At 73.8% G+C, this 12,827-nt stretch carries 7 protein-coding genes; 4 read left to right on the forward strand and 3 right to left on the reverse strand.

From position 1 onward, the window contains the following. Complete coding sequence (locus NOO62_RS19005) at positions 1-3,387, reverse strand: AfsR/SARP family transcriptional regulator (RefSeq protein ID WP_268775690.1); 3,387 nt, start codon at positions 3,385-3,387, stop codon at positions 1-3. Positions 3,388-3,456: 69 nt separating this feature from the next. After that, positions 3,457-5,541: an asparagine synthase-related protein gene (locus NOO62_RS19010; RefSeq protein ID WP_268772088.1), complete on the reverse strand. Its 2,085-nt coding sequence runs from the start codon at positions 5,539-5,541 to the stop codon at positions 3,457-3,459. Positions 5,542-6,438: 897 nt separating this feature from the next. On the opposite strand from NOO62_RS19010, the gene NOO62_RS19015 reads away from it, so the two are divergent. The 4 genes from NOO62_RS19015 to NOO62_RS19030 all read left to right on the forward strand — a co-directional run bounded on the left by NOO62_RS19015 (position 6,439) and on the right by NOO62_RS19030 (position 11,837). Then, positions 6,439-7,887, forward strand: a complete 1,449-nt coding sequence (locus NOO62_RS19015; RefSeq protein WP_268772089.1) for an MFS transporter — start codon at positions 6,439-6,441, stop codon at positions 7,885-7,887. 156 nt (positions 7,888-8,043) lie between these two features. Next, positions 8,044-9,267 (forward strand): L-2-hydroxyglutarate oxidase, encoded by a 1,224-nt coding sequence (gene lhgO / locus NOO62_RS19020; RefSeq protein WP_268772090.1) that lies wholly within the window; start codon positions 8,044-8,046, stop codon positions 9,265-9,267. 268 nt (positions 9,268-9,535) lie between these two features. Further along, complete coding sequence (trmB, locus tag NOO62_RS19025; RefSeq protein WP_268772091.1) at positions 9,536-10,396, forward strand: tRNA (guanosine(46)-N7)-methyltransferase TrmB; 861 nt, start codon at positions 9,536-9,538, stop codon at positions 10,394-10,396. Positions 10,397-10,439: 43 nt separating this feature from the next. Beyond that, complete coding sequence (locus tag NOO62_RS19030) at positions 10,440-11,837, forward strand: PrsW family glutamic-type intramembrane protease (protein WP_414930855.1); 1,398 nt, start codon at positions 10,440-10,442, stop codon at positions 11,835-11,837. Positions 11,838-11,863: 26 nt separating this feature from the next. Here NOO62_RS19030 and NOO62_RS19035 read toward each other — a convergent pair whose 3' ends face one another. Beyond that, on the reverse strand, positions 11,864-12,808 hold the full coding sequence (locus tag NOO62_RS19035; RefSeq protein WP_268772092.1) for an aldo/keto reductase: 945 nt from the start codon (positions 12,806-12,808) through the stop codon (positions 11,864-11,866). Positions 12,809-12,827: the final 19 nt, after the last annotated feature.

A 12,827-nucleotide genomic window follows, 5' to 3' on the forward strand; every position in this document is an offset into this window, starting at 1 on the left:
TCAGGCACTCATGTCTCCGACGGCCGCGGTCGCGCATTCCAGCTCCGTCAGCAGTTCGTCCGTCGTCAGCGCGCTGCCCGCGGCGCGCTCCCGCTCGTACGCCTGCGGGCCGAGCGCCGTCAGGGCCGCGCGCTCCACGCGGTCCGCCTGCGCGTCCTCCGGGTGGGGCCGCGGATTGCCGTTGCGCAGGCCGGTGGCGGCGGTGAGGGCCCGGGCCGCGCGGGCGTGCTCACCGAGGTCGCTGAGCAGCACCGCGGCACCGTCCACCAGTGACGCCACGATCACTTCGGAGCACCGGGACTCCACGGCTTCGCGCACCGCGCCGGTGACGATGGGCAGCCCCCTGGCGGGACCGGACTCGGCGGCGGCGACCCGGGACTCCATGGCGCTCAGGGCGACGCTGAACTGCGGGGGCGGCGTGCCGAACTCGGACTCGGCCCGCGATGCCTCGCACAGCGCGCGGGCCGTGTCGATGTCCCCCTCGTCCAGGGCGATCAGTGCCCCGAGGAGGCGTACGAAGGCACGTGAGTCCGTCACCCCGTACCGATCGGCCTCCCGGCGTGCCTCGTCGAGCACCTTCGTCGCCATGTCCCGGTCGCCCTCGCGGTAGGCGACCTCGGCGAGCCGGGCGAGCAGGAACGAGGACTCCGCGAAAGCGCCCACTTCATGGGCGAGGCGCAGCGCTTCCTCGTACTCGACGCGGGCCTCCTCGTGGTTGCTGCGGGCCATGGCCGCCTCGCCCGCCGCGCTGCTCACCTGGGCGCGCATCCAGCGGTCGCCGACCCGGCGGCTCAGCTCCCGCAGCTCCGCCAGGTCCTCGTCGACGCCGGAGAGGTTGCCCGGCATGTCGACGGCCATGTGCGTGCGGAACATGAGGATGACGCCGAGGTCCCAGTCCTCGCCGTACCGACGGCAGTTCTCGACCGTCCGGTTGAGCGGGACGAGCGCGTCCTCGTGGGTGCCGCCGGTGAAGAAGACGGAGAACGGCCAGAGCAGTCCGGGGAAGCGCGCCGTCTCGGGCAGGGGCTGCGAGAAGGCGGCGCGCAGGCCCTCGACGAGCGCCGTGTCGGCCCACTCCTCGTTATGGGCGGGCGAGTCCGCGGGCCTGGACTCCGCGACCAGGCACAGGTGCAGCAGCTTGAGCCGCATCCACGGCCAGTAGAGCGGGTCGTCCTCGGCGGGGAGGCCGGGTGGCGCGAGCTCCAGGACGCGGGCCATCCAGTCGGCGCCCTCCCTGCGGTAGTTGCGCAGCCACCAGAACCAGCCGGTGTTCAGCGCCATGTCGATCGCGCCCGCCACGTCACCCTCCGCGGCGGTGCGCTGCAGTGCGGCCCGGATGTTGTCGAGGTCCGTCTCCAGGCGGCTGATCCACGGCAGTTGCTCCGCGGAGCGGAGCAGGGGCTCGGCGCGGGCGACGAGCTCCCGGAAGTACGCCGAGTGGCGGGCCTCGGCGGCGGCGAGCAGGGCGGGTGTCTCGGCGGCGCGCTCGGTCGCGTACTCGTGGATGGTCTCCAGGAGGCGGTACCGCATGCCGCCGACGGGGCCCGGGGACGGCACGGCGACCACCAGGGACTTGTCGACGAGGGCGCCGATCAGGTCGGTGGCGGGCGCGGTGCACACGGCTTCGGCGGCCGGGAGGTCCCAGCTGCCCGCGAAGACGGACGCCTCGCGCAGCACGGCCCGCTCGGCCTCGTCGAGGAGGTCCCAGGACCAGTCGACGACGGCCCGCAGGGTCTGCTGGCGGGGCAGGACCGTGCGGCTGCCGCTGGTGAGGAGGCGGAAGCGGTCGTCGAGGCGGTCGGCGATCTGGCGCGGGGTGAGCAGCCGCAGGCGGGCGGCGGCCAGTTCGATGGCGAGCGGCAGGCCGTCGAGACGGCGGCAGATCTCGGCGACGGCCTCGGCGTCGGCCGCCGCGTCGAAGCCGGGCCGCACCGCGACGGCCCGCTCGGTGAACAGGCGGTGTGCCGGGTCGGGCGGGAGCGGCTCCACGGGGCGGACCGCTTCGCCCGGCACGCCAAGGGGTTCGCGGCTGGTGGCGAGGATGGTGAGGCCCGGGCAGTGGGTGAGGAGGGTCTCGGCGAGCTCGGCGGCGGCGCCGATCACGTGTTCGCAGTTGTCGAGGAGCAGGAGCAGGCTGCGCGGGGCGCAGTACTCGACGAGCAGGGCGACCGGGTCGTCCTGCGAGGTGGTCAGTTCGCTGGTCATCAGGATGGTCTCGCGCAGGTCGAGCGCGCTGACGACAGCGCCGGGCACCGCCTCTGGGTGGTCGAGCGGGGCGAGCTCGGCCAGCCATGCCTGCGGATGCCCGGCGGCGGCTTCCTCGGCGAGGCGGGTCTTGCCGGAGCCGCCCGGTCCGATGAGGGTGACGAGGCGGGCCCTGCGCAAGTCTGAACGGATGGCGTCGAGTTCGGGTTCCCGGCCGACGAAAGACGTCAGGCGGGCGCGGATGTTGCCGGTCTGGTCGGTTCGTCCCGCGCGCTGGGGTTGCGGCGCCTGTTGTTGTCTCTCTGGCGGGTGTTGTGTCGTCGGCGGGTGTCGCGTTTCTGCCGGATGTCGTGCCTCTGAAGGATGTCGTGTCTCTGAAGGATGTCGTGTCTCTGACAGTTGCTGCGCCGGTTCTCCTTGGGGCTGCCGCTGTCCCTGACTCGCCGGTTCCTGCCGGGGCTGTTCCGGGCCCGTGAGCAGTTCGGCGTGGAGCGCGCGCAGTTCCGGGCCCGGGTCGGTGCCGAGGCCGTCGGCGAGGGCGCGGCGCGCTTCCTCGTACGCGGCGAGGGCGTCGGCTCCGCGGCCGGCGTCGCGCAGGGCGCGGATCAGCAGGGCGCGCAGTGTCTCGTCGTAGGGCTGGGCGGAGGTCAGTTCCCGCAGTTCCGGTACGACCTCGGGGGCGCGGTCGAGGGCGAGGTCCGCCTCGATGCGTGCGCGGACGGCCTCCGTGCGGTGTGCCTCGGGGCGCGCCGCGGTGGCGCGGTCGGGCAGGTCGGCGAGGGCGGGGCCGCGCCACAGGGCGAGCGCGTCGCGCAGGGTGCGGGCGGCCAGGGCAGGGGCGCCGCGGTCCAGCGCCGCCCTGCCCTCGCGCGCGAGGCGCTCGAAACGGTGCAGGTCGACGTCGTCGGGGGTGACCGCGAGGCGGTAGCCGCCGGGGGCGGACACGACGGCGTCCTTGCCGACGGCCCGGCGCAGGCGGCCGACCAGGGCCTGGAGGGCGGCGGGCGCGTCGGCCGGCGGGTCGTCGGCCCAGACCTCGTCGATGAGCGCGCCGACGGTCGCCGTGCGGTTCGCCTGGAGCGCGAGGGCGGCGAGCAGGGCACGCAGCCGCTGGCCCCCTACGGACAGAGGGGCGCCTTGGTCGTCGTACGCCTCGGTGGCGCCCAGGATTCGGTACCGCACCACGTCATTCTCCCCGCCCCGGCGCGCGGGGGCGCGTGCTTTCTTTTCGGGCGCGCGTCGCCGGGCTCGTTAGCGCCCCGCTCCTAGGGCTCCCCTCTGCGGCACCACACTCCCCGTAGGAACAGCTCGTTGCCGTGCTGGAGTCCCCGTCCAGCACGTTCCTCTTCGCGACAGCAGGCGCCTGAGCCACAGTTCGGTGGAGACCAAATCGGCCAGGCCGTCCAGCGGAAGCGGTTCCCCTTCGGCGGCCGAGCGCAGGGCCTTGCGGACCACGCGGGCCTCGACGAGCCCCGCCTGGGCGAGGAGCGGGGTGTCGAAGAGCGCGATGAGGTCGTCGACGGCCATGCGGAGACCGGTGCGGGCGGCCGCCGCGTTCGAGGCGTGGGAGGGGGCGCCCCAGCCGGAGGGCAGTTCGGCGACTCCGGCGCCCTCCAGGACGGTGCGCAGGATCGAGGCCCGCGCTCCGGGCTGTACGCGCAGCGCTTCGGGGAGCGCCCGGCAGGCGCGGACCACCTGGTTGTCCAGGAAAGGGGCGTGCAGGCGCTGGAAGCGGACCTCGGCGGCCTGTTCCAGGACGCGGAGGTCCGCGGCGTGCCGGGCGAGGGCCGCCCGCGCGCGGAACTCGCCGGGCCGCTGCCCAGGGCCGCCGGGACGCATGGTGGTGTCCTGGAGGCGAACCGATACTTCAGCGAGTGCCTCGCCGGTCAGCCAGCGCGCGGCGGGTCCGGGCCTCGCCCACGCCAGGGCGGCGAGCGATGCCCCCACGGCTCCGCCGGGTTCGTCGAAGCGGCGCTGCAACAGGCGCTCGGCGAGCGAGTCGACGCCCGCGCGGTGCGGCATGCGGGCGAGCTTGCGGGCGGCGCCGTACACGCGCGCGGGGACCATCACCGAGCCGTCCGCCTTCGCCAGCGCCGCCACGGGGCGCACCATGTGGCGTCGTTTGCGGTCCATCAGGAGGTCGGCGAGGCGGGCCGGGTGGGCGTCGAGGACCTGCCGGGCGCCGTGGCCGGTGAAGTGGTCGGCGCTGCCCGAGGTGAGCCGGGCGCGGTGGCGCTGGGCGGCCACGAGGACGGCGCTCGGCTCGTCCGTCAGGGGCCCTTCGAGGTCGGCGTAGGGCAGGGCGTCCTCGCCCCCCGCGACGACCACGTGGTGCAGGCGCGGGTTGGCGGCGATGGCGCCGGCCCGCTCCAGTTCGGCCTCCCTGCCGTTGACGGCCAGGTCGTTGAAGGTGACGGCGAGGAGCCGCTCCCCCGCGCCGGTGCCGTGGCCGAGCACCGTGCCGGGCATCCCGGGCAGACCGGCCGCAAGGAGGGCGAGGGTTCCCGAGGCGGGGCCTCCGGAGAGGTCGGCTCCGATGCCGGGCACCGGCATGCCGCGGGCCGCGCGCCGTTCGGCGGGCCCCATGCCGGGCACCGGGCCGGGGTCTATGTCCGTGCCGGGTACGTGGCGGGGTGCGGTGAGGCGGGCGCGTACGGCGTCGATGAGGGCTTCGCGTACGCCGTCCACCGCGCTGTCGGGGTCGGTGGGGGCCGCGGCGACCGCCAGCGAGGCCACCGGTTCGTATCCGGCGATCTCCCTCGCGCCCGTGCGCAGGATCAGTGCGTGTCCTGGGGGTACGCGCCGCACGCCCTGGTACGGCGTCGAGTCGTGCAGCGCTTCGGGGACGTCGGGGGCGGCGAGCAGCGCAGCGAGGTGGCCGATGTCCAGGTGGGCCTCGATGAGGTCGGCGAGCGGCAGGGCCGCCGTTCCGTAGGCCGTGCCGTCGGCCCAGGGGGTGTAGAAGACGGGGCGGGCCCCGGCGAGGTCGCCCGCGATCATGACGCGGCGGCCGACCTGCACGACGGCCGTGTAACTGCCGGACCAGGCGGTCAGGTGGCGCAGGGCGCCGCCGCGGGCGGCGAGGAGGCCGACCCTGAGCTCCTCGTCGGAGGCTCCGCAGGTGCCGAGGACCGCCATGCGGGTCTGCTCGTCGGCCGTCACTGTGCGTACTTCGTCGGCCCGCCAGTCGCCGACCGCCCAGAGCGGATCCGGATCACCCCAGAGGAGCTGGGAACCCACGGGGTGGACGGTCTGGCCGTCGTCACCGGTGGCTCCGGCCGAGCCCACCGCCGAGGATCTCGCGGCGGTACTGCTCCACCCCACCAACCACCGCATCGCTGCCTCCACAGGCTGTGGACGGGCCGTCGGCGAAGTGCCGCCGGGCACGGCCGACCAGTACACCGAAGAACTGGGGACCCATGCTGCCACGAAGGAGGCGTGCGGGAAGGGCTGCGGGACGGCTTGCGCCCCCTGGAATGCGCCCCAGGTGGGCGGTAGTTGAGAGCAGAACGGTGCCCTGCTTCTTGTTGAGGCTCCAGGGAGGGCCCAGGGAGCGCCCGGGCGGCCCCGCGCACTCCCTGCGCACGGCGTGTGCGAGCTTGTGCGCTCGGCGCGTCCAGTCGTCACAGGTGTGCGCCTGTGACGCATCAGGGCGCAGGCGTGCGCCGGACCCGAACGCGGGCGCACACCGCGCTCGGACACATGCGCACACCGCCGTTGTGGGCGTTATGCCGGTTTCTGTACACGGGTGCTTTTCGGCCAAATCGGCCTGGCGCGGCCCAGGGAAAGAACCGTTCGGAGGCAACACACAGCCCGGGAGGCGGTGTTCGCCTCCCGGACCGGTCCGCCGCCCGCGGGGATGGAGGCGGCGGTGTCCCCCAGCCCACTGACTCCAGCGCAGCGGGCCGACCCACGCATCGCCAATGGAAGTCCCGTCGCCATGGCCGGAGAAGAGCGCACACACAGGCGCACGGCCACACGGCGGGAGCACACATCGCCGCCGAAGCACCTACGTACGGACAACAATCTCGCCATCCGGAACTGGGCCTCTTAACGCTTGGGATGCGGCGAACTACGCTGTGTGTGCTGTTGTTTTCGCGGAGGCATATACCTGGAGGATCGGCCAAACGCTCTTGCGGCCGACTTTCCGGCCACCGCCCCCGGGGAACGCGGCACGAATGCCGTGCGCGGTCCAGCCACTGCCCGGCAGCCGTCTGTGTCGAGGGGTGGCGCATGTCCAGGGAGCAACGCGGGCCGAACGAAAAACTCGGCACCGTTCTCGCCCTCGCGGGAATCAGCAATGCGGGACTCGCGCGCCGGGTCAACGACCTCGGCGCCCAACGCGGGTTGACGCTCCGTTACGACAAGACATCGGTGGCCCGGTGGGTGTCCAAGGGCATGGTGCCGCAGGGCGCCGCCCCCCACCTGATCGCGGCGGCCATCGGGCAGAAGCTCGGCCGCCCGGTGCCCCTGCACGAGATCGGCCTCGCGGACGCCGACCCCGCGCCGGAGGTGGGCCTCGCCTTCCCGCGCGACGTGGGGGCGGCGGTGAAGTCCGCGACCGAGCTGTACCGCCTCGATCTGGCGGGCCGGCGCGCGGGCGGCGGCGGCATCTGGCAGTCCCTGGCCGGCTCCTTCGCCGTGAGCGCCTACGCGACGCCCGCGTCGCGCTGGCTGATAACCCCCGCGGACAGCTCCGTGGCGCGTGACGTGACGCGTGAGGCGCCCCGCGACACCGTGCACACCGACGACGGCGGCGCGCCGATGAAGGTGGGCCACAGCGACGTACTGAAGCTGCGGGAGGCGGCCGAGGACGCGCGCCGCTGGGACTCCAAGTACGGCGGCGGTGACTGGCGCTCCTCGATGGTCCCCGAGTGCCTGCGGGTCGAGGCGGCGCCGCTGCTGCTCGGCTCGTACTCCGACGAGGTCGGACGTGCCCTCTTCGGGGCCTCCGCCGAGCTGACGCGCCTCGCCGGCTGGATGGCCTTCGACACGGGCCAGCAGGAAGCCGCGCAGCGCTACTACATCCAGGCACTGCGCCTCGCGCGTGCGGCCGCCGACGTCCCCCTCGGGGGGTACGTCCTGGCGTCCATGTCCCTCCAGGCGACCTACCGGGGCTTCGGCGACGAGGGGGTCGACCTCGCGCAGGCCGCGCTGGAACGGAACCGTGGCCTCGCGACCGCCCGCACGATGAGCTTCTTCCGCCTCGTCGAGGCACGGGCACACGCGCGTGCCAACGACGCGCAGGCCGCGGGGGCGGCGCTGCGGGCCGCCGAGGGCTGGCTGGAGCGGGCCCGTGACGGTGACAACGACCCGTCCTGGCTCGGCTTCTACTCGTACGACCGCTTCGCCGCCGACGCCGCCGAGTGCTACCGCGACCTGAAGGCACCGCGGCAGGTGCGGCGCTTCACGGAGCAGGCGCTGTCCCGCCCCACGGAGGAGTTCGTGCGCTCGCACGGCTTACGGCTCGTGGTGTCGGCCGTCGCCGAGCTGGAGTCCGGGAACCTCGACGCGGCGTGCGAGCAGGGGACGCGGGCGCTGGAGGTCGCCGGGCGGATCTCGTCCGCGCGGACCACGGAGTACGTGAAGGATCTGCTGCACCGGCTAGAGCCGTACGGGGACGAGCCGCGGGTGGTCGAGCTGCGGGAGCGGGCGCGGCCTCTGCTGGTGGCTCCGGCGTAGTCCCGTCGGACGGCCGGTCGTGCTCACGGTCGGGGTTGCGGGTGCGGGTGAACGCTCGGGTGGGCGCGGGTTAAGGGGTGGGAAGGATCCGGCGTCCGAGGTTTGGCGGCGTTGTCAGTGGCGCAGGGCAGTATCTGTGGTGGGAGGTGAGGCGCGGTGAAGAAGGTCGCGTACGACTGCGACGTGCTGGTGATCGGCGGCGGAATCGTCGGGCTCGCGACGGCGTATGCCCTCACGCGCAGCACTCCCGGCACGCGGGTCACGGTTCTGGAGAAGGAGGCGGGCCCAGCCCGGCACCAGACGGGCCGCAACAGCGGGGTGATCCACAGCGGGATCTACTACCGCCCGGGCTCACTCAAGGCGCGGTACGCGGTGCGGGGCGCCGCCGAGATGGTCAAGTTCTGCGCGGAGTACGGCGTCGCGCACGAGGTCACCGGCAAGCTCATCGTCGCGACCGAGCGGGACGAGCTGCCGCGCCTGCACGCGCTGGTCCAGCGCGGCAGGGAGAACGGGATTCCGGTGCGCGAGCTGGGGCCCGCGCAGATCACCGAGTACGAACCGGAGGTCCGCGGGCTCGCCGCGATCCACGTGGGCACGACCGGGATATGTGACTACAGCGCGGTGGCGGCGCGCCTGGCCGACGCGTCCGGGGCGGAGATCCGGTACGGCGCCCGGGGCGAGGTCGTCCGGATCGACCGCCGGGCCGACCGGGGCGTCGCCGTCCTCACCGCCGACGGGACCGTCGTGCGCGGCAAGGTCCTCGTGAACTGCGCGGGGCTGCACTGCGACGGGATCGCGCGGCTCACCGGGGACGACCCCGGCATGCGGATCGTGCCGTTCCGGGGGGAGTACTTCGAGCTGGCGAGGCCCGAGCTGGTGCGGGGCCTCGTCTATCCCGTGCCCGATCCGGCGTTCCCCTTCCTCGGCGTCCACCTCACCCGTGGGATCGACGGTGGCGTCCACGTGGGGCCGAACGCGGTGCCGGCGCTGGCGCGGGAGGGGTACGGGTGGTCGGTCGTCCGGCCCCGCGAGCTCGCCGGGACGATCGGCTGGCCCGGGTCCTGGCACATGGCGCGGCGCCACTGGCGGTACGGGGCGGGGGAGCTGCGGCGGTCCGCGTCCAAGTCCGCGTTCACCGAGGCGGTGCGGAGGCTGTTGCCGGCGGTCCGGACCGATGATCTTGTGGCTGCGCCTGCGGGGGTGCGGGCGCAGGCGGTGCTTCGGGACGGGACGCTGGTCGACGACTTCCTCATACGGGAGGGGGCGCGGGCGGTTCACGTCCTGAACGCGCCCTCGCCGGCCGCGACGGCGTCTCTGCCGATTGGGCGGGAGGTGGCTCGTCGCGTGCGGGGCGCGTTGCGGGGGGCGGAGGGGGGCTGAGGCCTCCCTCTCCGGGCCCGGCCCCGGCGTGGGCCCCGGCCCGCCCGCCTCTTTCCGACCGCGGATCGCCCTGGGCTGATCGCGCAGTTCCCCGCGCCCCTGACCTAGTCCTCCTCACGCCCCACGCTCTGCCCCGGCGCCCGTCTCTCGGCGGCTGCCGGTCGGGTGTGGCTGGGCGCGCAGTTCCCCGCGCCCCCGACCTAGTCCTCCTCGCACCCCACGCTGGGTGGCCGCAGCCCCGTCCCCCTCGCCGTAAAATTGGCGCACTGTGTCTGACTCATCTCGTAACGCCGATGCTCCCGATGCCGCCGACGTCGCCCCGTCCCGGGGTGGGGGGCGGGTTACCGCTGCTCCTCGGTTTCCCGGGGGGCCCTCGCCCGATCCTGCCGGGTCGCATCATGAGCGGCGGATCCGTAGTTTCCAGCCCCGGCGGAGCCGGGTGACCACCAGCCAGGGGGACGCCCTGCGGCGGCTCTGGCCCACGTGGGGCCTGGACATCGACGGACTCCGCACCCTCGACCTCGCCGAGCTGTTCGGCGACGAGCAGGGGCCGCGCCCCGACCTGCCCGTCGTCCTGGAGATCGGGTTCGGCATGGGTGAGGCCACCGCCGAGATGGCCGCCGCCGACCCGGACACCGGCATCCTCGCCGTCGACGTGCACACCCCGGGCCAGGGCAACCTCCTCGGCCTCGCCGAGCGCGCCGGCCTCGACAACGTCCGCGTGGCCAACGGGGACGCGATCATCCTGCTCCGGGAGATGCTGCCGGACCAGTGCCTCGACGGGCTGCGCGTCTACTTCCCCGACCCCTGGCCCAAGGCCCGCCACCACAAGCGCCGCCTCATCCAGCCCGAGTTCCTGACCCTCGCCGCGCCCTCCCTCAAGCCCGGCGCGCTGCTGCACTGCGCGACCGACTGGGAGCCGTACGCCGGGCAGATGCTCGAGGTGCTCACCGCGCACCCCGACTTCGAGAACACGCAGCCCGACGGCGGCTACGCCCCGCGCCCCGACTTCCGCCCCCGCACCCGCTTCGAGGGCCAGGGCCTGGACAAGGGCCACGTCGTCCACGACCTGCTGTTCCGACGCGTCGCCCCCACCACGCCCCCAGCCACGGCGACCGCCGAGGACTGAGGCACCGTCGCGGCCACCCCCATCCCTCGTTAGGGTCAACCACGTGGCCACCGGTTCCCCGTATCCGATACCCCCCGAGGCGCCCGCCCCGAGGGAGCTCCTCCGTGTCCGCTGGTGGCAGCGGCGCGCGATCCGCGTCGCCGCGCTCGTGACGCTGCTCGCCCTTTCCGGCCTGGTGATCCTCGCCCTCGTACGGGAGCAGACCGGCACCGAGGGCTTCCTCGTCGGGCTCGGCCTCGCGACCGTGCCCGTACCGCTCCTCGTCGCCGCGTTCCGCTGGCTGGACCGCGTGGCACCCGGCCCCTGGCGGAACCTCCTCTTCTCCTTCTCCTGGGGCGCCTGCGCCGCCGCACTCGTCGCGATCGTGGCGAACAGCTTCGCGATCCGCTGGATAGCCACCGCCACCGCCGACCCCGGCAGCGCCGACACCCTCGGCGCGACGGTCATAGCCCCGATCGTCGAGGAGAGCGCGAAGGCCGCCGCCGTGCTCCTCGTCTTCCTCTTCCGCAGACGCGACTTCACCGGGATCGTCGACGGCGTCGTCATAGCGGGGGTGACCGCGACCGGGTTCGCGTTCACCGAGAACATCCTCTATCTGGGCAACGCCTTCGTCACCGACCAGCTCAGCCGCGAGAGCGGCCTCGCCTCCGTGACCGCGGCGACCTTCTTCGTACGCGTCGTCATGTCGCCGTTCGCCCACCCGCTCTTCACGGTCCTGACCGGCATCGGCTTCGGCATCGCCGCGCTCTCGGCCGAGCGGCAGGTGGTGCGCCGCGTGCTGCTCCCGCTCACCGGGCTGCTCCTCGCGATGGGCATGCACGCCCTGTGGAACGGCTCCGCGGTCTTCGGGCAGTTCGGGTTCTTCACCGTGTACGCCCTCTTCATGCTCCCGGCGTTCGGCCTGCTGACCTGGCTCGCCATCTGGACCCGCCAGCGCGAGCTGCGCACGATCCGCGACGAGCTGCCCGTGTACGCGGCGGCGGGCTGGCTCACCCCGCCCGAGCCGTACGCGCTCGGCTCGATGCGCGCCCGCTCGCTGGCCCGCGACTACGCCGCGTACACCTGGGGCAAGCCCGCGGCCCGCACGGTCGCGGAGTACCAGATGTACGCGACGTCCCTCGCGTTCCTGCGCCACCGGGGCCGCCGCGGACGGGCCGGTGCCGACTTCGTCGTACGCGAGCGGGAACTCCTCGAGAAGCTGTGGGAGCGCCGCGAACCGGCCCGCCCCGCCCTCGCGTACGCGGCACAGGCGACGGCACCGGCCATGCCACCCGTACCGCCGCCGTACGGCATGTACGGGACACCCGCGCCGTACGGAACCCCCGCGCCGTACGGGACGTACGGCGACCGGCCTCCGCACGCCCCGCTCCCCTACGGGCCCCCGCAGCCCTACCCGGCCTACGGCTACCCGACCACGACGTACAACCCCTACCGCCCCTAGAGCCCCTAGAGCCCCTGAGCCTGCCCTTACGCGGACGCCGCGTTCAGCGCCGCGACCTCCGCCTCCGTCAGCTCGAGATCCGCCACCGCGAGCAGCGCCGGCAGCTGCTCCACCGTCCGCGCGGAGGCGATCGGCGCCGCCACGGTGGGCTGTGCCGCGAGCCAGGCCAGGGCCACGGTCGGGACCTGCGCCCCGTGCTCCTGCGCGATCTCGTCGAGGGCGGCGAGTACGCGATCGCCCCGCTCCGTCCCCACGTACGCCTCGACCCCCGAGCTGCGCGCGCTCTCGACGTGTGCGCCCGCGCGGTACTTGCCTGTGAGGAAGCCCGCCGCGAGCCCGAAGTAGGGGACGGCCGCGAGGCCGGAACGGGAGGCGACTTCCTGTAGGGGGCCCTCGTAGGTGTCGCGGGAGACGAGGTTGTAGTGCGGTTGCAGCGCGACGTAGCGCGCGAGGCCCTCGCGGTCGGAGACGTCGAGGGACTCCTGGAGCCGCTCGGGGGAGATGTTGGAGGCGGCGATCGCCCGCACCTTGCCCGCCCGCACCAGCTCGTCGAGCGCGCCGATGATCTCCTCCACGGGCACCGACGTGTCGTCGAAGTGGGTGTAGTAGAGGTCGATGTAGTCCGTGCCGAGGCGCCGCAGCGACGCGTCGGCGCCGCCCTTGATGGTGGCGGCGGACAGGCCCTTGTAGTCGGGGTGGGAGCCGACCTTGGTGGCCACGACGACGTCGGAGCGGTTGCCGCGCCCGGCGAGCCACTCTCCGATGAGGGTCTCGGACTCGCCGCCCTTGTTGCCGTCGACCCAGGCCGAGTACGCGTCGGCGGTGTCGATGAAGTTGCCGCCTGCCGCGGTGTAGGCGTCGAGGACGGCGAAGGACGCCGCCCGGTCCGCGGTCCAGCCGAAGACGTTGCCGCCGAGGGAGAGCGGGAAGACCTCGAGGTCGGAGGAGCCGAGTGGGCGAAGAGAAGTCATGTGCTCCTCAACGCCCCCA

Origin of the sequence: Streptomyces sp. Je 1-369 (genome assembly GCF_026810505.1) — a bacterium.
Classification (GTDB): domain Bacteria; phylum Actinomycetota; class Actinomycetes; order Streptomycetales; family Streptomycetaceae; genus Streptomyces.

Excerpts from the sequence above, each read along its gene's own strand:
- NOO62_RS19010 (WP_268772088.1), bottom strand. The coding sequence starts at position 5,541 with ATGCGGTGGTTGGTGGGGTGGAGCAGTACCGCCGCGAGATCCTCGGCG.
- NOO62_RS19035 (WP_268772092.1), bottom strand. The coding sequence starts at position 12,808 with ATGACTTCTCTTCGCCCACTCGGCTCCTCCGACCTCGAGGTCTTCCCG.
- NOO62_RS19015 (WP_268772089.1), top strand. The coding sequence starts at position 6,439 with ATGTCCAGGGAGCAACGCGGGCCGAACGAAAAACTCGGCACCGTTCTC.